Below are 19,899 nucleotides of genomic sequence, written 5' to 3'. Positions count from 1 at the left end.
GGATTCGAATTCTGGTTCAGGCGGCGAGGCCAGCGGCCTCGGCTTGGTATTGATTGGCGGCAAGCAGCGGCGCGAGATCGAGCCTGGAAGCGGCAGCGGCGGGTTCCTGTTGCCAGGGCAGTTCACCCAGGCATGGCGCGTCCAGCGACGCATGCAAAGTGGCGATGTTCTCGTCGGCGAGCAGCATGTCCGGGTCGACCCGGTTGGCGATCCAGCCGGCCAGGTTGAGGCCGCGCGCTCGGATGGCCTGGGCGGTCAGCACGGCGTGGTTCAGGCAGCCAAGCCGGATGCCGACCACCATCACGACCGGCAGGCCGAGCATGACCGCCAGGTCGGCGGTGCTCCAGCGCACCGCGCCGACATCCAGTGGCACGTGGAAACCGCCCACGCCCTCCACCACCACGGCCTCGGCCTGGTGGCGCAGCGCGTCGAACGCTTCGCGGATCGGTGCGCGTGTAATGCGCACACCCTCCTGCGCGGCGGCGAGGTGCGGCGAGCACGGCGTGCGCAGCAGGAACGGACAGGTATGGCCAAGCGGCACCGTCACCGAGCTGGCGGCGCGCAGCTGCGCCACGTCATCGTTGTGCCAGTGGCCGTCGCGCCATTCGCTGCCGCTGGCCACGGGCTTCATGCCCGCGGTGCGGTAGCCGGCGGCGTTCAACGCGTGCAGCAGCGTGGCGCTGGCGTGGGTCTTGCCGACGCCGGTATCGGTGCCAGTGACAAAGCAGGCGAAAGGCTGGCGTGCTGTCATGCCGCCTCCCGCTGCGCCACCGCGGCGCTCAGTACATCCAGCAGGCGCTGCACGTCGGCTTCGGTGTGCGAGGCCGACAGCGTGATACGCAGCCGCGCCGTGCCCTCGGGCACCGTCGGCGGGCGGATCGCGCCGACGCGGATGCCGTCGCCCTCCAGCGTTGCCGACAGCGCGAGCGCGGCGCCGTTGTCGCCGACGATCAGCGGCTGGATCGCAGTCTCGCTGTCGCCGAGCGTCCAGCCCGCGATCGCGGCCAGTTGCGCCAGCCCGCCGCGCAGCATGGCGATGCAGCGCGTCAGTTGGGCGCGGCGTTGCCTGCCCTCTTCGCCTTCGATGATCGCCAGGCTGGTCAGCAATGCATGCGCGACCGCCGGCGGCGCGGCCGTGGTGTAGATATATGGCCGCGCGGTGTTGACCAGGTGCTCGATGATGGTCTCGTGCGCGGCGACGAACGCCCCCGCCACGCCCGCGGCCTTGCCGAGCGTGCCGATATAGATAAAGCGCTCGGACGAGAGCCCCAGCGCCTCCAGCACGCCGCGGCCCTGCTCGCCCAGCACGCCGAAGCCGTGCGCATCGTCGACGATGATCCACGCGTCATAGCGGTCGGCCAGCGCCAGCAGTTCGCGCAGCGGTGCGACGTCGCCGTCCATGCTGAACACGCTGTCGGTGACGATCAGCTTGCGTTCGCTGGTGCTGGCCGCCAGCAGGGCTTCCAGCGCGGCGGTATCGCAGTGCGGGTAGCGCTGCACGTCCGCGCGCGCCAGCCGGGCGCCGTCGATCAGCGAGGCATGGTTGAGCGATTCGCAGAACAGCGTCGCGTCCGCCGCGCCCAGCGCGGTCAGCACCGCCATGTTGGCCATGTAGCCGGTGCAGAAATACAGCGTGCGCGCGTGCGGGATATGCGGCGCGAACCAGCGCGCCAGTTCCGCTTCGAGCTGCGCATGCGCCAGCGAATGGCCGCTGACCAGGTGCGAGGCGCCGCTGCCCGCGCCATAGCGATGCGCGCCTTCGGCCAGCGCGGCGATCACGTCGGGATGGTTGGCCAGCCCCATGTAGTCGTTGCTGCAGAAGGTCAGCAGCGATTCCGGCCGCGTCTCTTCCACTTCGCCCACGGCCTGGTGCGGCGCGCACGCGGTGTGCGCGATGCGGCGGCGGCGCGTCAGGGCCAGCGCGTGGCGTTGCTCGGCAGCCCGCTTCAGTTGTTCAAGCAGCATGGCGCACCTCCCCGTTCACCAGCGTGGTCACATCGTCGAGCGCGGCCAGCAGTTGCTCGCCCAGCCAGCGCGCCTGCGCGGCATCGAAAACGTAGGGCGGCATCACGTACAGCGTATTGCCGATCGGGCGCACCAGCAGCTCGCGCGCACGCGCGGCGTGGTGGAAGCGCGAGGCAAAGTCAGCGCCCGCGGCGTCATCGCGCACATCGGCGGCCCAGATCAGGCCCCGCTGGCGCACGTGCCGCAGGCGCGGGTCGGCGGCCAGGGTGGACATCGCCTCCGCCAGCCACTGCGCACGTTCGCGGTTGCGCGCGAGCACGTCGTCCTGCGCGAACAGGTCGAGCGTGGCCAGCGCGGCGCGGCAGGCCAGCGGGTTACCGGTATAGGAATGCGAATGCAGGAAGCTGCGCGCCAGCTCGTCGGCGACGAAGGCGCGCTGGATCTCCGGGCGCGACAACACCAGCGACAGCGGCAGGTAGCCGCCGCTGATGCCCTTGGACAGGCACAGGAAGTCGGGCCACAGGTGCGCGGGCAGCACCGCCATGTCCTCGGCCGCGGCGCGCGACTGTTCCCACGCGAAGAAGGTGCCGGTGCGGCCGCAGCCGACCGCGATCTCGTCGGCAATCAGGTGGACCCGGTAGCGGTCGCACAGCGCGCGTGCGCCGTCGAGGTAGGACGGATCATACATCGCCATGCCGGCGGCGCCCTGCACCAGCGGCTCGACGATCAGCGCGGCAATCTGGCCGGCGCGTTCTCGCAGCAGCGCTTCCAGTTCCGCCAGCGCACGGGCGGCAACATCCGCCGCCGACTCGCCGGGCGCGGCCTGGCGTGCGTCGGGCGACATCACCACGTGCGCGCGGCGGATCAGCGCGTCGTAGGCGTCGCGGAAGACCTCCACGTCGGTCACGGCGAGCGCGCCCACGGTTTCACCGTGGTAGCCGTGGCGCAGGCAGACAAACTCGCGCTTGGCCGGCAGGCCGGTGTTGCGCCAGTAGTGAAAGCTCATCTTCAGCGCGATCTCGACGGCCGAGGCCCCGTCCGAGGCATAGAAGACATTACCGAGCGCGCCGCCGGTCAGTGCGGACAGGCGCTCGGCCAGTTCGACCGCTGGTGCGTGGGTGCAGCCGGCGAGCATCACGTGTTCGAGCGTCTCCAGCTGGCTTGCCAGCGCGGCGTTGATGCGCGGGTTGGCGTGGCCAAACAGGTTGACCCACCACGAGCTGGTGGCGTCGAAATAACGGCGGCCGCTGGCGTCATGCAGCCACGGGCCTTCGCCGCGCACGATCGCCAGCGGTACGGCGTCGTCGTCGGGGCGCAGGCGCGTGCAGGGGTGCCAGACCGCGTTGCGGCTGCGCTGGCCCAGGGCCTGCGCGTCGCTGCCTGGGGAAAGGGACAGGTGATCCAAGGTAGCCCTCCTTTGTTGACCGTCCGTGTGCGTGGCGCTGCCGGCTGGGCCGGGCAGTGCGACGAAGGCGGACTGGTTGGGGAGGGTCATGTTAGGAATGTCTCCTGGATGTTGGCAATGGCGGCGGGATTTTTGCGTTAGCGGTGGTTTAGCTGGACTTGATGGATGTTACGGGGGTGAAGCGGCCCTCTTGTCGCTAGCGTGCTGCGATCTCCACGCAAGTCTTTTTTTCAGTGCGGCACGCTTTCGCATGCTGCTGCGGGACTCCCCTCTCCCGCGCGCGGGCGAGGGGAGCAAACACCCCGCAAGCTAAGCGCCATCCTCAAGCCGGCCGCCACGACGGCGTACGCTTCTCCAAAAACGACTTCACTCCTTCCCGCCCCTCTGCCGACGCCCGGATCTTCGCAATCCGGTCCGCCGTATCCGCCAGCAGGTCGTTGTCGATCACCCGCCCCGACACGTCCTGCACCAGCCGCTTGCTCTCGCGCACGGCATTGGGACTGTTGGCGACCAGCGCCGTAGCCAGCTCGCTGACCTTGGCATCGAGCCCCTCCGCCGGCACCACCGCATGCACGAACCCCAGCCGCAGCGCCTCGGCCGCATCGAAGCGCTCCGCAGTGATGAAATAGCGGCGCGCCGCCTGCTCGCCCATCGCACGGATCACATACGGGCTGATGGTGGCGGGCAGCAGGCCCAAGCGCGCCTCGGACAGGCAGAAATGCGCGTGCTCGGCCGCCACCGCGATATCGCACGCGGCCACCAGCCCCATGCCGCCGGCGTAGGTGTCGCCCTGGATGCGTGCGATCACGGGACGCGGGCAGGACCAGATGGTGTGCAGCATCTGCGCCAGCGTCAGCGCATCGGCGCGGTTCTGGTCGTCGGAGTAGCCGGCCATCTTCTTCATCCAGTTCAGGTCGGCGCCGGCACAGAAGGCGGGACCATTTCCGGCTAGCACGACGGCGCGCACTTCGTCCATGTCGCCGAGGGCGCGGAAGGCCCCGGTCAGCTCGGCGATCACGGTCTCGTTGAACGCATTGCGCACGTCAGGCCGGTTCAGCGTGACGGTGGCGACGTGGCTGGCGATATTGACAGTCAGGGTGGTGAATTCCATGGTTCGTCTCCGTAGACAGATAGTTATCGGGGGTGCCGCTCAGGTGCCACTATCGAACGGCAGCCCCAGCGAGCGGAAGAAGTCGCCGACTTCCGGCAGCCACACTGGGATGCCCTCGCGCTGGCTGAACAGGCGGTGCGAGTCCATGCCGAACTCGCCCACATCGAACATCCGCGCATTGGCCCCGGGGCCGGTGGCGCGCGACTTGAAGGCGTTGAACAAGCGGCCGGGCAAGGGCACCGGCCAGTAGCTGTCGTTGTCGCCGTACACCCATAGCGACGGGTACCGGGCCAGGCTGCCATAGCTGGCAAAGACATCGACCAGCCGCTCTTCCCAGTCCGGGCAGTTCAGGTTGCGCAGCCCGCCGGCAAAGTTGACCACGCCGCGCACGCCGGGATAGCCGATGGTGCTGAACGCCATCGTGGTCAGCCCGCCCTGCGACTGGCCGATCACGACGATGCGCTCCATGTCCACGTAAGGCAGCGTGGCCATGTAGTCGAGCGTGGCGACGACATCGTCGGCCTGCATCAGGCCGTTGGTCTCGATGTCACAGCTGCCGCCCACATAGGCGCCGCCCGAGCGCGCAAAGCCCTGCCGCATCGGCAGCACCACCACATAGCCGCGCCGCAGGAACTCGGCGCTCTGCGCCGCAAAGCGCGCGCGCCCCTGCATGAACGGCCGGCCCGGCGCCTTGCCGTGGTTGATCACCACCAGCGGGAACGGCCCCTCGCCCGAAGGCTTGAACACCGTGGCTTCCAGGTCGATGCGCGACGGGATCGCCGCCTTGGGCAGCATCATCACCTGCTCGGTGAAACGCATGCGCGGCGCCGCCTTGCCCGTGCCATCGCCGTTGGCGTACTGCGCATGGCCCGCCGGCGGCTGCAGCACGGCGAGCACCGCTACCAGGGCAAGACTGCGAAACAGGCGGGCGACACTGCGCATGGTGATGGGTACGGCTGCGACGGCGTGGTGATTACATGCGGAACACGCCGAACTTCATGTCCTCGATCGGCGCGTTCAGGCTCGCGGACAGGCCCAGGCCCAGCACAGTGCGGGTCTGCGCGGGATCGATCACGCCGTCGTCCCACAGGCGCGCACTGGCGTAATAGGGATGGCCCTGGTGTTCGTACTGGTCGCGGATCGGCTGCTTGAAGGCGTCTTCCTCCTCCGCGCTCCACTTGCCGCCCTTGGCCTCGATGCCGTCGCGGCGCACCGTCGCCAGCACGCTCGCGGCCTGCTCGCCGCCCATCACCGAGATGCGCGCGTTCGGCCACATCCACAGGAAGCGCGGCGAATAGGCGCGTCCGCACATGCCGTAGTTGCCGGCGCCGAACGAGCCGCCGATGATCACGGTAAACTTGGGCACCTGCGCGGTCGCGACCGCAGTCACCATCTTGGCGCCGTTGCGGGCGATGCCTTCGTTCTCGTACTTGCGGCCGACCATGAAGCCGGTGATGTTCTGCAGGAACACCAGCGGGATCTTGCGCTGGCAGCACAGCTCGATAAAGTGGGCGCCCTTGAGCGCCGACTCCGAGAACAGGATGCCGTTGTTGGCGATGATGCCGACCGGGTAGCCCCAGATGCGCGCGAAGCCGCACACCAGCGTGGTGCCGTAGCGTGCCTTGAACTCGTCGAACTCGGAGCCGTCGACCAGGCGCGCGATCACCTCGCGCACGTCATAGGGCTTGCGCGTGTCGGTGGGGATCACACCGTACAGCTCTTGCACCGGGTACAGCGGCTCCACCGGCTCGTGCAGGCGGATCTGGTCCGGCTTGCGGCGGTTCAGGTGCTGCACGATATTGCGCGCCAGCGACAGCGCATGGTGGTCGTTCTGCGCGAAGTAGTCGGCCACGCCCGACAGGCGCGTATGCACGTCGGCGCCGCCCAGGTCCTCGGCGCTGACTTCCTCGCCGGTGGCGGCCTTCACCAGCGGCGGGCCGCCCAGGAAGATGGTGCCCTGGTTCTTGACGATGATGGACTCGTCGCTCATCGCCGGCACGTAGGCGCCGCCGGCGGTGCACGAACCCATCACCACCGCGATCTGCGGAATACCCTGCCTGGACAGGTTGGCCTGGTTGTAGAAGATGCGGCCGAAGTGGTCGCGGTCGGGAAACACGTCGTCCTGGTTGGGCAGGTTGGCGCCGCCGGAATCGACCAAGTAGATGCAGGGCAGGTTGTTCTGCTCGGCGATCTCCTGCGCGCGCACGTGCTTCTTGACCGTCATCGGGTAGTAGGTGCCGCCCTTGACGGTGGCGTCGTTGCAGACGATCACGCATTCCTGCCCGGCCACGCGGCCGATGCCGGTGATGATGCCCGCGCCGGGCGCGGCATCGTCGTACATGTCATAGGCCGCGAGCTGCGACAGCTCCAGGAACGGCGTGCCCGGATCGAGCAGTTGCTGCACCCGGTCGCGCGGCAGCAGCTTGCCGCGCGACAGGTGCTTGTTGCGCGCGTCTTCGCCGCCGCCCTCCGCGAGCTTCGCGATCTTCGCCTTGAGGTCGGCCACCACGGCCTGCATGGCCTCGGCGTTGGTCTTGAACGATTCGGAGCGGGCGTTGAGCTTGGTTTCCAGCGTGGGCATGGTTTGTCCCTTCCTGCTTCTTTTTACCGCCGATTGAGAGGATGTCCCGGCATCAGGTCATAGGGGTGCTTCCAGCCCGGCAACGCGCGCATGCGCTCCGCCCAGGCATGGATATGCGGATACTCCTTGCGCCAGTGCACGCCGATCTCGTCGTCGAAGAACACATAGCCCGCCAGCGAGAAGTCGGCGATGGTGGTGCGCTCGCCCACCACGAAGGCACGCCCCGCCAGATGCGCATTGAGCACGTTCCACGCGCCTTCGCAGCGCGCGCGGAAAAACTCCAGCACGGCCGGGTCCGGCGTCCTGGCGAAGTTGCGCATGAAGCGGTAGGTAGCGGTGTAGGAGGTGAACTTGTGGTTGTCGAACAGCAGCCAGCGCAGCACCTCGGCACGTTCAGCGTCGTCGCGCGGACCGTAGGCATCGAGCCGCGCGGCCAGTGATTCCAGGATGACGCCGGACTGCGACAGGCGCTGGCCGCCGAACTCCAGCACCGGCACCTCGCCCATCACGTTGATGGCCCGGTACTCGGGGGTGCGGGTCTCGCCGTTGAAGAAGTCGACGAAGCGCGGCTGCCACAGGCGCTGGCCGCGCTGCACGCCGACCGTCTCCAGCAGCAGCGCCACCTTGTAGGCGTTGCCGGACTGGGCGAAGCAATACAGCAGGTACTCCGGCTGGTTCTGCTTTTCGGTGCTCATGATGTCTCCCCGATCATGTCGCCATCCACATAGAGCCAGCGCGGCGCCTCGCCAGGCGCGCGCGGCTCGCGCACAAAGCGGCTGCGTTCATGCAGCCGCATGGCGCGCCCGCCTACCTTGTAGCGCGCCACGAATTCCACTTCGGCATGCGTGTCGTCCTGCTGCGCATGCGACTTGACCGCCAACCCGAGCCAGCGCGTGGCGGTGTCCGGCAAGAGATCGGCCGGGCAGGTGGACGGATGCCAGGTCTGCTGCAGCCAGTCCATATCGCTCAGCACATAGGCGCTGTAGCGCGAGCGCATCAGCGCCTCGGCGTTGGGCGGCAGCGCTTCGCCGCGGTGAAAGCGGCCGCAGCAGGCGGCATAGTCCGCGCTGCCGCACGGGCACGGCACCGGTCCGGCCTTAGGCAGCCGGCGTACCGCGTTCTCTGCCGCCTTTCCCCTGGTCATCCCACCAGCTCCGGCAGGTCGCGCATGTCGGTAAAGATGGTGTGCGCGCCGGCCCCGCGCAGCAGCGCGGCATCGTTGCGCTCGGCGTAGCCCAACACCGTCATGCCGGCGGCCACGCCAGCGGTCACGCCGGTCGGACTGTCTTCCACCACGGCGCAGCGCCCCGGCGCCACGCCCATGGTGCGCGCCGCCAGCAGGTAAACATCGGGCGCGGGCTTGCTGCGCGCCACTTCGGTGGCGGAGAAGATATGCTCGCGCTCATCCTGCTGGAACAGCTCGACCAGGCCGGTCTTGGTCAGTTGCAGCTTGACCTTGATGCGGTCCGCGCCCGAGGCCACGCACACCGGCATGCCGGTGGCCGCGATCTTGCCGATGGCGTCGCGCACGTGCGCCACCGCGGCGACCTCGGCTTCCAGCACCGCGTTGCGGCGGGCGAGCCAGGTCGACAGCCAGTTCTCGGGGAGCGGCGCGCCGCGCATGCGTTCGATCATCTCCAGTTCCTCGCGCACGGCGCGGCCGAGGAACAGGCGCGTGGAGTCTTCCAGCGAGATCTCGATGCCGAGTTCGTTCAGCATCTGGTTGAGCACGCGGTTGACGATGGGCTCGCTGTCGACAAGCACGCCGTCGCAGTCGAAGATCACGCAATCGAATCGGCCGGAATGGCCACGGGTTACTGCAGTCATGCGGGTTTCTTTTCCATGTTGTCCAGGCTCCCGACACTGGGTACGGCCCGGAGTTCAGTCTGACGGCGGCTCTTCAGGTGCGCCTCGACCTGGTCGAAGCGGTCGAAGCCCCAGAACGGCTCGCCGTCGACAATGACGAAGGGCGAACCGAACACGCCCTTGGCCATCGCCACCTCGATCTCGGCCTTGAGCTGGTCCTTGATCTGGTAGCTGGTGGCGCCGGCGTCCAGCGCCTGCACATCGACGCCCAGCGGCTCGGCCAGCTTCATGATCTCGGCCGGCTCGGCGATATTGATGTCGTCGGCGAACAGCGCGCGGTACACCGACTTGGCGAACGCCGCCGCGATGTCGTCGCCGTGATGGTTCTGCAGCCACAGCATCGCGCGCGCGGCGTGCGTGGTCGGCAGCGGGAAATGCGTGGGGCGCTTGTATTCGATGCCATGGAAGCGCGCGGTGCGCTCGAAGTCGCGCCACGAGTAGTCGCCCTTGAGCGGCAGCTGCGGCAGCGGCGAGGCGCCGGTGGTCTTGAACACCACGCCCAGCAAGATCGGATGCCAGGCGACGATGCGTCCGTACTTCTGCGCCAGCTCGTCGATGCGGGTACTGGCGAAATAGCCGTAGGGCGATGAGAAGTCGAAATAGAAGTCGATCGCTGCGGTCATGTCGGGGGCCCTTCTTGTTGGGGTTGCCGGTACTCGGGTCAGGGAGGTGTGCCGCTTTCACGGCATGCCCCCATCGTACGCGCTTATCTGTGGACTAGGCGAGCGCTCGTGCGATCAGGATCTTCTGGATATCGCTGGTGCCCTCATAGATCTGGCAAACGCGCACGTCGCGGTAGATGCGCTCCACCGGGAAGTCGCTGACATAGCCATAGCCGCCGAACACCTGGATCGCATCCGAGCACACCCGCTCGGCCATCTCGCTGGCAAACAACTTGGCCATCGCGGCCTCTTTCAGGCAGGGCCGGCCGCCATCGCGCAGCGCGGCGGCGTGCCACACCATCTGGCGCGCCACGTCGATGCGGGTCGCCATCTCGGCCAGGCGGAACTGCACCGCCTGGTGCTGGAACAGCGGCTGACCGAAACTCTCGCGTTCCTTGGCATACGCCAGCGCCGCCTCGAACGCGGCGCGCGCCATGCCGATGCTTTGCGAGGCGATGCCGATGCGCCCGCCTTCCAGCCCGGACAGCGCCATCTTGTAGCCGCCGCCCTCGTCGCCCAGCAAGTTGGCCGCCGGCACGCGGCAATCCTCGAGCAGGATCTGCGCGGTGTCCGACGAATGCTGGCCGAGCTTGTCTTCCAGGCGCGCCACCACGTAGCCGGGCGTGGTAGTCGGCACGATAAAGGCGCTGATGCCGCGCTTGCCGGCGGCCTTGTCGGTCACGGCCAGAACGATCGCCACATCGGCGTTCTTGCCGCTGGTGATGAACTGCTTGACGCCGTTGAGCACGTAATCGCCGCCGTCGCGGACGGCGGTAGTACGCAGCGCCGACGCGTCCGAGCCGACGTGCGGCTCGGTCAGGCAGAACGCGCCCAGCATCTCGCCGCGCGCCAGCGGCACCAGCCATTGCTGCTTCTGCGCCTCGCTGGCGAACGACATCAGCATGCTGCACACGGGGCAGTTGTTGACGCTGATCACGGTGGAGGTGCCGCCGTCGCCGGCCGCGATCTCTTCCAGGATCAGCGCCAGTGACAGGTAGTCGAGACCGGCACCGCCGTATTCCTCGGGCACGGCCACGCCGTACGCTCCGAGCGCGGCCAGCTCGCGGTGGACATCCTTGGGGAAGGTCTTGTCGCGGTCCCATTGCGCGGCCTGCGGCGCGATCACCTCCTGCGCGAACTGGCGCACGGCGTCGCGGATCATTTCCTGTTCGGGGGTCAGCAGCATGTCGGTTCGGTGATCGGTATGCGGGCGCGCTTACCAGGGGATGGGCGTGCCGTCGTAGTTATGGAAAGTGCCGTTATCGCGCCGCTTGACGCCGGCCAGCACCTGGCGCATGCCTTTGACGCTCTGCTGCACGGTCAGGTCGGCTTCCTGGCCGCCCATGTCGGTCTTGACCCAGCCCGGGTGCAGCGCGACGCAGGTGGCGTGGCGCGCATCCAGCGACACCGCGCGCAGCGCCGCATTGGCGCCGGCCTTGCTGACGCGGTACAGCCAGCTGGTGTTGTGCTCCATCGCGCCGATGCTGCCCATGCGCGAGGACAGCACCGCCAGCACGCCGCCATGGCCGGACTGGCCGGCTTCGACATAAGGCAGCAGCAGCGGCAGCGCCATCATCGGGCCCAGCACGTTGACGTGCATCACCTGGTCGAACTCCTGCGGCGTGACCGGTTGCGCGCCTTCCGTGCGCGGACCCAGCACGCCGGCGTTGTAGATCGCCACGTCGAGGGCTTCGCCGTCGAGCTTCCAGCCCAGGCCCGCGACCGCGCCGGCATCGGACAGGTCGACCTGGTGGGCTTCGGCGCCGAGCGCCTGCAGCGCGCCGACGCCTTCGGGCGTGCGTGCCGCCGCAATGACGCGCCAGCCGTCGGCACGGTACTGGCGCACGAATTCAAGGCCGATGCCGCGCGAGGCACCGAGGATCAGGACGGTTGGCAAGGCTGTGCTCCTTTGTCTGGGTGCGTAGGTTCAGCGGACTGCCTGGGTCTTTGCACCCCTCTCCCGCGAGCGGGAGAGGGGAGAATACAAGCGGGAGAGGGCGTGTTAGAGGATTTCGATCCCCACCGCGGTCGCTTCACCACCACCAATGCACAAGCTCGCCACACCACGCTTGCCACCCGTCTTGCGCAGCGCGCCGATCAGCGTGGTCATGATGCGCGCGCCGGAGGCGCCGATCGGGTGGCCCAGCGCGCAGGCGCCGCCGTTGATATTGACCTTGTCGCGCGGGATCTTGAGGTCCTGCATGGCGGCCATCGGCACCACGGCGAAAGCCTCGTTGATCTCGAACAGGTCGACGCTGTCGGTGGTCCAGTCCAGCTTGCGGTACAGCTTGGCGATGGCCTCCACCGGTGCGGTGGCAAACAAGCCCGGTGCCTGCGCATGGGTGGTGTGGCCGAGCATGCGGGCGATCGGCTGCAGGCCGAGCTTTTTCGCGGTGGAGGCGCGCATCATCACCAGCGCCGAGGCGCCGTCGTTGATGGACGACGACGAGGCGGCGGTGATGGTGCCGTCTTTGGCGAAGGCAGGCTTCAGCGACGGGATCTTGTCCAGCTTAATGCGGCGCGGGCCTTCGTCGGTGTCGATCACGGTGTCGCCGCCCTTGCCGGACACGGTCACCGGCGCGATCTCCCAGCGGAAGTCGCCGTTCTCGGTAGCCTGCTGCGCGCGGCGCACGCTTTCCATCGCAAAGGTGTCCTGCTGCTCGCGCGTGAAACCGTACTTGGCGGCGCAGTCCTCGCCGAAGGTGCCCATGGCGCGGCCCTTCTCATAGGCGTCTTCCAGGCCGTCCAGCATCATGTGGTCATAGATCATGCCGTGGCCGATGCGGTAGCCGCCGCGCCCCTTCGGAATCAGGTACGGGGCGTTGGTCATGCTCTCCATGCCGCCGGCGACGGCGACCTCGAACGAGCCTGCAATGAGGCCGTCAAAGACGGTCATCGCCGCGCGCATGCCCGAGCCGCACATCTTGTTGACGGTGGTGCAGCCCACGCCCAGCGGCAGGCCCGCGCCCAGCGCCGCCTGACGCGCCGGCGCCTGGCCCTGGCCGGCGGGCAGCACGCAGCCGAACACCACTTCTTCCACCTGCTCGGGCTTCAGGCCGGCGCGCTCGACGGCGGCGCGGATGGCCACGGCGCCCAGTTGCGGCGCGGTGACGCTGGCGAATTCGCCCTGGAACGCAGCCATTGGCGTGCGGGCGGCTGAAACGATGACGATCTCTTCCATGTCGGGTCTCCTGGATCGGTGTTGATGAAGCGGTATTCGTTGCGGCAGCGGTCAGCGGATCGATGCCTGCGGCGGGTCGCCGTACTGGCGGTAAGCCGCGGCCAGTTGCGCGTGCAGTTCGTCGTTGTTGCTGGCGGCCATGCCCAGGTCGCGCAGCAGGCCATCGGACACGCCGTAGACCCAGCCATGCACGGTCACGGCCTGGCCGCGCGACCAGGCGTCCTGGATCACCGTGGTCTGGCAGACGTTGTTGACCTGCTCGATCACGTTGAGCTCGCACAGCCGGGTATGGGCGTCGTCTTCGCGCAGCAGCGTGCCGAGGTAAGCCTCGTGCTTGTCGGCGACGTCGCGCACATGGCGCAGCCAGTTGTCGGCCAGCCCGATGCGCTCGCGCTTGAGCGCTACCTTGACGCCACCGCAGCCGTAGTGGCCGACCACGGTGATGTGGCGCACCTTCAGCACTTCCACCGCGAACTGGATCACCGACAGCGCGTTCAGGTCACTGTGCGCGACCACGTTGGCGATATTGCGGTGGACGAACACTTCGCCCGGAGCGAGCCCCAGGATCTGGTTGGCCGGCACGCGCGAATCGGAGCAGCCGATCCACAGGTATTCCGGCGCCTGCTGGTTGGCCAGCCGGGTGAAGAACGTCGGGTCCTCCGCGTTGACACGGTCGACCCACTCACGGTTGTTGCGGAACAGCTGGGCAATGGCGTCAATCATGCGACTCTCCTTGCAGGACCGGCGTCAGCTGCGGCACCAGGTGCGCCGCCAGTGTCGCCGTAACGGTGGATGAATCGCTCTGTACTCTGATAGGCAAAGAAGTCATGAACATGTCCGGCCAGCAGCCGGTCCTTGTGGCCCTGCCACATGGCAGGCTCGAAAAAATCCGCATGATGGCGCAGGAACGCCGCGCGCACGCGCGGATCGCCCAGCAGGAAGGTGCGGAAGGTCTCTGGGAAAATATCGTGCGGACGCACCGTGTACCAGACTTCGCCCGACATCTCCTCTTCCTCGTTGCGCGGCTGCGGCACGTGGCGGATATTGCAGTCGGTCAGGTACTCGATCTCGTCGTAGTCGTAGAACACCACGCGCCCGTGGCGCGTGACGCCGAAGTTCTTGTACAGCATGTCGCCGGGGAAGATGTTCGCGTCCATCAGCTCCTTGATGGCGTTGCCGTATTCGAGCACGCCGTGCTCGACCTGCTCGTCGGTGCCCTCCTGCAGGTAGATGTTCAACGGCGTCATGCGACGCTCGATATAGACGTGGCGCACCACGATCTCCTCGCCGCCGTCCTTGCCGCGCTGGTATTCGATCATCGACGGCGCGTGCTGCTCGAACTCGCGCACCAGCGCATCGTCGAAGCGCGACCGCGGGAAGGCCACGTCGGAGTACTCCAGCGTATCCGCCATGCGGCCGACGCGGTCGTGCTGCTTGACCAGCTGGTACTTGGACTTGACCAGCTCGCGCGTGGTTTCCTTGGGCGCCGGGAAAAAGTCCTTGATGACCTTGAACACGTACGGGTACGACGGCAGCGTGAACACCAGCATCACCAGCCCGCGGATGCCGGGCGCGACGATGAACTTGTCCGACGAATGCTGCAGGTGGTGCAGGAAGTCGCGGTAGAACAGGTTCTTGCCCTGCTTCTGCAGACCCAGCGAGGTATAGATCTCCGCGCGCGGCTTGCGCGGCATGATGTCGCGCAGGAAGGTCACGTAGGCCGACGGGATCTCCATGTCGACCATGAAGTAGGAATGCGTGAACGAAAACAGGATCAGCAGCTGTTCCTTTTTCAGCAGCACCGTGTCCAGCATCAGCTTGCCCGAGGGGCCATGCAGCACCGGAATCGCCAGCGGGAAAGTGCGGTCGCCGTTCAGGATGCGGCCGATGATGAAGGCCGCCTTGTTGCGGAAGAACAGCGACGACAGCGTATGGATCTGGAAATTCGGCGCGATGCGCAGGTCGCCGAAATGCTCGCCGACCGCGCGCACCACGTAGCTGATGTCGCGCTGAAGGTCTTCGAACGGGCGCTCGAGCTGGAAGTTGTGCACGATGCGCTCGAAGCACGCCGCCATGCCCTCGCGGCTGCCCGGATAGTAGGCACGGAAAGTCGGGCGCGTGGGCGATTCCTCGTTCTCGATGTATTCGGTCGAGATCGCCGGGCGCACGAAGATGAAACCGTTGTTGAAGTACGAGCGGTGCAGGATGCGCGTACAGACCGAGTTGAAGAAGGTCTCGGCCAGTTCGGGCTGGTGATGGTTGGTCAGCAGGCCGATGTAGTGCAGCTTGATCTGCTGCCAGATCTCGTCCTCGATATTCTCGGCGTCGTATTCGTCTTCGAGGATGACGCTCGACTCGCGCACGCGCTCGTTGTAGAACGCGATGCGGTCGCGCTGGATCTGCTGCAGCCCGTGCCAGTCGCCGGCCTCGAACTTGATCTTGGCCTGGTGGCTGACCTCGCGGAACAAACGGTAGTGCTTGTCGAACCCGTCGAGCATCGTTCTCGCCACATCGTAGGCAATCTGCGAGGAAAGCAGTTTGGGGAAGTGGGACATGGGTCGACGGGGGGCGGCTGGCGCGGCGGTCTTGCGACGGGTAGTGAGATTGTAAATGGGTTCGGGCGGGGGCTCCGGGTGATTTCGGCGCCCCGCGCCGTATGACTGGCCTGGCTTACATCGTTTCGGCGAACAGTTCGCGGCCGATCAGCATCCGGCGGATCTCCGAGGTACCGGCGCCGATCTCGTACAGCTTGGCGTCGCGCCACAGCCGGCCGGCGGGGTACTCATTGATATAGCCGTTGCCGCCCAGGATTTGTACGGTCTCACCCGCCATCCAGGTGGCCTTCTCGGCCGTGTACAGGATCACCGCGGCGCAGTCCTTGCGCACCTGGCGCACGTGGTCGCTGCCGAGTCCGTCCAGGTTCTTGCCGACCGTGTACAGGTAGCTGCGCGCGGCCTGCAGCGTGGTGTACATGTCCGCCACCTTGCCCTGGATCAGCTGGAACTCGCCGATGCTCTGGCCGAACTGCTTGCGGTCATGGATATACGGCGTAACCACGTCCATGCAGGCCTGCATGATGCCGACCGGGCCGCCCGACAACACCGCGCGCTCATAGTCCAGCCCGCTCATCAGCACCTTGGCGCCGCCATTCTCGGCGCCCAGGATGTTCTCGACCGGCACTTCCACGTCCTGGAACACCAGCTCGCCGGTATGCGAGCCGCGCATGCCCAGCTTGTCCAGCTTTTGCGCCACCGAGAAGCCCTTCATGCCCTTCTCGACGATAAACGCGGTCATGCCGCGCGCGCCCAGGTCGGGCTCGGTCTTGGCGTAAACCACCAGCACATCGCAGTCCGGGCCGTTGGTGATCCACATCTTGGTGCCGTTGAGCACGTAGCGGTCGCCCTTGAGCTCCGCGCGCAGCTTCATGCTGACCACGTCCGAGCCGGCGTTGGGCTCGCTCATCGCCAGCGCGCCGATCCATTCGCCCGACACCAGCTTGGGCAGGTACTTGGCCTTCTGCGCCGGCGTGCCGTTGCGGTGGATCTGGTTCACGCACAGGTTGGAGTGCGCGCCGTAGGACAGGCCGACCGAGGCCGAGGCGCGGCTGATTTCTTCCATCGCGATCATGTGCGCCAGGTAGCCCATGTTGGCGCCGCCGTATTCCTCGGCCACGGTGATGCCGAGCACGCCGAGGTCGCCCATCTTCTTCCAGGCGTCCATCGGGAACTGGTCGGTGCGGTCGATCTCGGCAGCGCGCGGGGCCAGTTCGGCCTGGGCCCAGGCGCGCACGGAATCGCGCAGCATCTCGATGTCTTCGCCCAGATCGAATTTCAGGCCTGGCAGTTCGGTCATGATGGTCTCCTGTTGGATTCGGTGTGTGTCGTGTTTTTGTCGCCGGATAGGCGGTTCAGACGTGGTCCAGGGTGCGGACCACGCAAAGCGTCATCAGCATGGTGGCCACCTGCTTGCGGCGGCCGGCCTGCTCGACGTAGACCTCGCCCTGCGCCACGATCAGCGTGCGCCCGGGCTTGAGGACGCGGCCCACCGCCACCAGGCGTTCGCCCTGGGCGGGGGACAGCAGGTTGATCTTGTATTCGGCGGTCAGGCCCGCCTCGCCCTCGCCCACCATCGACAGCGCGGCGTAGCCGCAGGCGCTGTCGGCCAGCGCGCCCACCGCGCCGCCGTGGAAGAAGCCGTGCTGCTGGGTCACGCCCTCGGACCACGGCATCGCGATCTCGACCTCGCCGCGCTCCACCCGCTGCAGCGTGGCGCCGAAGCTGGTCATCAGCCCCTGGCGCGAGAAACTGGTGGCGATGGCGTCGGCGCGCGTGGCGGACAGTGCTTCGGGTTCAGCGGGGACGGCACAGGCGTTGGAGGACGTCATGGCGGGTTTCCGGTGTGAAGGCCGATGAAGGCGTTAAGGCACGGCGCGCCGCCGTAGTGGCGGGCTGTCCGGGTATTCTATTTACGTTTACGTAAACGTCAATCCCGTCCGGCACGGATGCCGGACGAAGTGCTGTATCAGGCCGATCGGTTGCGGGCCGGCGCATCGCCGCCCTCCGCCGGCGAGGTCTTGCCGCCGGTCTGCGCGGCCAGCAGCGCCCTGCACTGGCGCTCGTGCTGGTCGATCTCGGCCAATTGTGCCTGCAGGTCTTCCAACTGGCGCTCGAGCGCGCGGCGGTGGTCAGCCAGCGAGTGCAGGAAGCGCTCCAGTTGCGGGGCGGTGTCGCGCGGCGACTCGTAAAGATCAAGGATCTCACGGATCTCATTGAGAGTGAGCCCTAACCGCTTGCCGCGCAGCGTCAGCTTCAGCCTGGTGCGCTCACGGCCGTTGTAGACGCGCTTGCGCCCGCCCGGACCCTCGCGCTCCGGCGACAGCAGGCCCTGGTCCTCGTAGAAACGAATGGCGCGGGGCGTGACGTCGAACTCGCGGGCGAGATCGGTGATGGTGTAGGTGGCGGAGCCGGGGGATTGCGTGACTGCCATGGTGCGCCCAGGAAGTGAACGGTCGTTCGTTGCGGAATCAAGTTTTCGCTTAAGATGGAGACGAACCGCTTGAATTGACGTTTACGTTAGCGTCAACTCCGGCGACTGGCAACTAGCGCTTATACGCCCCCAGGGCCTGACGCAGCAACGAGAAAGCCCGCCTGCCCCCGATCCCCGATCCTCCGGCACAAGGCTTCGACCAAGAGACTCCTCATGAACGCACTCGAACACCAGCTCCAATACCCGTTCGGCGACACCATGCCCGAGCCCGGCACCAAACAACAGGTCGCCCCCGGCGTCTACTGGCTGCGCATGCCGCTGCCGTTCGCGCTCGACCATATCAACCTGTGGCTGGTGCGCGACCGCCTGGACGGCCGCGAGGGCTGGACCATCATCGATTGCGGCATCACCAACGATGTCATCAAGGGCCACTGGGAGACCATTTTCGCCAATGAGCTGGATGGCCTGCCGGTGGTGCGCGTGCTGGTCACGCACAGCCACCCCGACCACGTCGGCCTGGCGCACTGGCTGTGCAAGCGCTTCGGCGTGCGGCTGTGGATGAGCCTGGGCGACTACATGAGCGCGCGCGTGATGGGCAGCGGCACCGGCGCCGGCTCCAGCGCGGGCGGCGAAGCAGCCGCCGCGCACTTCGCGCTGCACGGCCTGACCGATCCAGACAGCCAGGAAAAGCTGCGCGCGCGCAAGACCTACTACCCGTCGCTGGTGCCCGACCTGCCGGCGCAGTACCGCCGGATGATGGCGGGCGACACGGTGCGCATCGGCACCGATGCGGCCACGTCCGGCTGGCGCGTGATCACCGGCTTCGGCCATTCGCCCGAGCACGTGGCGCTGTATAACGAAGCCACCAACGTGCTGATCTCCGGCGACATGGTGCTGCCGCGCATCTCGACCAACGTCAGCGTGTTCGACATGGAGCCCGAAGGCAATTCGCTGCAGCTCTACCTGGATTCGCTCGGCAAGTACGAGCCGCTGCCGCAGGACGTGCTGATCCTGCCCTCGCACGGCCGCCCCTTCCGCAACCTGCATACCCGTATCACCCAGCTGCGCGAGCACCATGTCGACCGGCTCGCCGAGACACTGGAAGCGTGCCGCGAGAAAGCCTGCAGCGCGCACGACATCGTCAGCGTGATCTTCAAGCGCCAGTTCGATATCCACCAGATGACCTTCGCCATGGGCGAGTCGCTGGCGCACCTGCATTGCCTGTGGCACCGCGGCGAACTGGTAAGGGAAACGGGCGATGACGGCGTGATCCGCTTCCGCGCGGCCTGAACCTGAGCCGGGACCCTAGTTGGCGGCGGCCAGCGCCGCCAGGTAGTGCACGCCGTCCACGGCGCGGCTGCCGTACCACGACAGCATCTCGCCATCGACCAGCAGCACCGGCTTGCCGAGCTGGCGCTCGAGCGCGTCGGCGTGGTCTTCGGTAAAGCGGTAGGGCTCGGTCGACAGCATCACCAGGTCGAGCTCGCGCACCAGGGCGTCGCTCCAGCGGAAGGTGGGATAGCGTTCGCCGGGCGTGTTGGGGCGGCTGCAATCGCCATCGACGCACGCCTGCGGCGTGCCGTCGGCGGGCTCCGGCCAGGTCTGCCAGTTGGCCAGCGCCAGCATGCGGCTGATATAGGTGTCGCGCGACACCGTCATCCACGGGTCCTGCCAGATTGCGTACAGTACGCGGCGCGGCGGCCAGGGGCGTGCGCGGATCGCATCCAGCTCGGCTTGCAGCGCGGTGCAGAGCGCCTCGGCCTGGGTGTGGCGTCCGAAGATGCTGCCGAGCAGCCGGTACAGGCCGAGGTTGTCTTCCGGCGCGCACGGATGGGTGACGATCACGTTGGGCACGAAGCTGCGGATCTCATCCACGGTCTCGCGCCGGTTCTCGTCGATATTGACCACCACGTGCGTGGGCGCCAGCTCGCGCAGCCGCGCCATTTTCACGTCCTTGGTGCCGCCCACCTTGGGCACCGCGCGCACGGCCGGCTCCGGGTGGATGCAGAAGCCGGTGCGCGCCACCATCTGCTCGCCCAGCCCGAGCGCAAACAGCAGCTCGGTCACTGACGGCACCAGCGAGGCGATGCGCACCTCGCCGCTGGCGGCGGCGTGCTGTTGGCCGATGGCGTCGCGCCACAT

At 67.3% G+C, this 19,899-nt stretch carries 20 protein-coding genes; 1 reads left to right on the top strand and 19 read right to left on the bottom strand.

The genetic code is table 11. From position 1 onward, the window contains the following. Nucleotides 1–16: 16 nt before the first annotated feature. The 18 genes from bioD to AC10V3_RS00585 all read right to left on the bottom strand — a co-directional run bounded on the left by bioD (nt 17) and on the right by AC10V3_RS00585 (nt 17,757). Nucleotides 17–751: a dethiobiotin synthase gene (gene bioD / locus AC10V3_RS00670; RefSeq protein ID WP_022533243.1), complete on the bottom strand. Its 735-nt coding sequence runs from the start codon at nt 749–751 to the stop codon at nt 17–19. Further along, nucleotides 748–1,965, bottom strand: coding sequence for an 8-amino-7-oxononanoate synthase (gene bioF / locus AC10V3_RS00665; protein WP_349605211.1), 1,218 nt, complete (start codon nt 1,963–1,965; stop codon nt 748–750). The genes bioD and bioF overlap by 4 nt, the downstream gene beginning before the upstream one ends. Continuing rightward, nucleotides 1,955–3,370 carry an adenosylmethionine--8-amino-7-oxononanoate transaminase gene (bioA, locus tag AC10V3_RS00660; RefSeq protein ID WP_051369666.1) on the bottom strand — a complete coding sequence of 472 codons (1,416 nt, stop codon included), beginning with the start codon at nt 3,368–3,370 and terminating at the stop codon, nt 1,955–1,957. Before bioA ends, bioF begins: the two co-directional genes overlap by 11 nt. Before the next feature lie 322 nt (nt 3,371–3,692). Then, nucleotides 3,693–4,481 (bottom strand): enoyl-CoA hydratase/isomerase family protein, encoded by a 789-nt coding sequence (locus AC10V3_RS00655; protein ID WP_022533240.1) that lies wholly within the window; start codon nt 4,479–4,481, stop codon nt 3,693–3,695. Nucleotides 4,482–4,520: 39 nt separating this feature from the next. After that, nucleotides 4,521–5,423 carry a dienelactone hydrolase family protein gene (locus tag AC10V3_RS00650; RefSeq protein WP_022533239.1) on the bottom strand — a complete coding sequence of 301 codons (903 nt, stop codon included), beginning with the start codon at nt 5,421–5,423 and terminating at the stop codon, nt 4,521–4,523. Nucleotides 5,424–5,454: 31 nt separating this feature from the next. Continuing rightward, complete coding sequence (locus AC10V3_RS00645; protein ID WP_022533238.1) at nt 5,455–7,062, bottom strand: carboxyl transferase domain-containing protein; 1,608 nt, start codon at nt 7,060–7,062, stop codon at nt 5,455–5,457. 23 nt (nt 7,063–7,085) lie between these two features. Then, a complete protein-coding gene (locus AC10V3_RS00640) occupies nt 7,086–7,757 on the bottom strand; it encodes a glutathione S-transferase family protein (protein WP_022533237.1) in 672 nt (223 codons plus the stop codon). Next, nucleotides 7,754–8,206, bottom strand: a complete 453-nt coding sequence (locus tag AC10V3_RS00635) for a YchJ family protein (protein ID WP_022533236.1) — start codon at nt 8,204–8,206, stop codon at nt 7,754–7,756. The genes AC10V3_RS00640 and AC10V3_RS00635 overlap by 4 nt, the downstream gene beginning before the upstream one ends. After that, the gene (locus AC10V3_RS00630) at nt 8,203–8,889 is read right to left on the bottom strand and encodes an HAD family hydrolase (protein WP_022533235.1); all 687 of its coding nucleotides are present in this window, start codon (nt 8,887–8,889) and stop codon (nt 8,203–8,205) included. Before AC10V3_RS00630 ends, AC10V3_RS00635 begins: the two co-directional genes overlap by 4 nt. After that, the gene (locus AC10V3_RS00625) at nt 8,886–9,551 is read right to left on the bottom strand and encodes a 2-hydroxychromene-2-carboxylate isomerase (protein WP_022533234.1); all 666 of its coding nucleotides are present in this window, start codon (nt 9,549–9,551) and stop codon (nt 8,886–8,888) included. Before AC10V3_RS00625 ends, AC10V3_RS00630 begins: the two co-directional genes overlap by 4 nt. 94 nt (nt 9,552–9,645) lie before the next feature. Continuing rightward, nucleotides 9,646–10,776, bottom strand: coding sequence for an acyl-CoA dehydrogenase family protein (locus tag AC10V3_RS00620; protein WP_022533233.1), 1,131 nt, complete (start codon nt 10,774–10,776; stop codon nt 9,646–9,648). Between the two features lie 30 nt (nt 10,777–10,806). Then, nucleotides 10,807–11,487: an SDR family oxidoreductase gene (locus AC10V3_RS00615; protein WP_022533232.1), complete on the bottom strand. Its 681-nt coding sequence runs from the start codon at nt 11,485–11,487 to the stop codon at nt 10,807–10,809. A gap of 105 nt (nt 11,488–11,592) precedes the next feature. Beyond that, the gene (locus AC10V3_RS00610; protein ID WP_022533231.1) at nt 11,593–12,771 is read right to left on the bottom strand and encodes an acetyl-CoA C-acetyltransferase; all 1,179 of its coding nucleotides are present in this window, start codon (nt 12,769–12,771) and stop codon (nt 11,593–11,595) included. Nucleotides 12,772–12,822: 51 nt separating this feature from the next. Beyond that, a complete protein-coding gene (gene can, locus AC10V3_RS00605; RefSeq protein WP_022533230.1) occupies nt 12,823–13,494 on the bottom strand; it encodes a carbonate dehydratase in 672 nt (223 codons plus the stop codon). Further along, nucleotides 13,491–15,326: a bifunctional isocitrate dehydrogenase kinase/phosphatase gene (gene aceK, locus AC10V3_RS00600; RefSeq protein ID WP_022533229.1), complete on the bottom strand. Its 1,836-nt coding sequence runs from the start codon at nt 15,324–15,326 to the stop codon at nt 13,491–13,493. Before aceK ends, can begins: the two co-directional genes overlap by 4 nt. 115 nt (nt 15,327–15,441) lie before the next feature. After that, nucleotides 15,442–16,623 (bottom strand): isovaleryl-CoA dehydrogenase, encoded by a 1,182-nt coding sequence (locus AC10V3_RS00595; RefSeq protein WP_022533228.1) that lies wholly within the window; start codon nt 16,621–16,623, stop codon nt 15,442–15,444. Between the two features lie 55 nt (nt 16,624–16,678). Next, nucleotides 16,679–17,155, bottom strand: coding sequence for a PaaI family thioesterase (locus tag AC10V3_RS00590; protein WP_022533227.1), 477 nt, complete (start codon nt 17,153–17,155; stop codon nt 16,679–16,681). Between the two features lie 137 nt (nt 17,156–17,292). Further along, nucleotides 17,293–17,757 (bottom strand): MerR family transcriptional regulator, encoded by a 465-nt coding sequence (locus tag AC10V3_RS00585; RefSeq protein WP_022533226.1) that lies wholly within the window; start codon nt 17,755–17,757, stop codon nt 17,293–17,295. A 213-nt stretch (nt 17,758–17,970) separates the two neighbouring features. Between AC10V3_RS00585 and AC10V3_RS00580 the strand changes: the two genes are divergently transcribed. Next, nucleotides 17,971–19,047: an MBL fold metallo-hydrolase gene (locus AC10V3_RS00580; protein ID WP_022533225.1), complete on the top strand. Its 1,077-nt coding sequence runs from the start codon at nt 17,971–17,973 to the stop codon at nt 19,045–19,047. 15 nt (nt 19,048–19,062) lie between these two features. On the opposite strand, the gene AC10V3_RS00575 is transcribed toward AC10V3_RS00580, so the two are convergent. Continuing rightward, the gene (locus AC10V3_RS00575) at nt 19,063–19,899 is read right to left on the bottom strand and encodes a helical backbone metal receptor (RefSeq protein ID WP_490922949.1); all 837 of its coding nucleotides are present in this window, start codon (nt 19,897–19,899) and stop codon (nt 19,063–19,065) included.

The organism is Cupriavidus sp. PB-02, assembly GCF_058252315.1.
The sequence above is the reverse complement of the archived record's forward strand: the minus strand, read 5'-3'. Positions and strand labels throughout refer to the sequence as shown.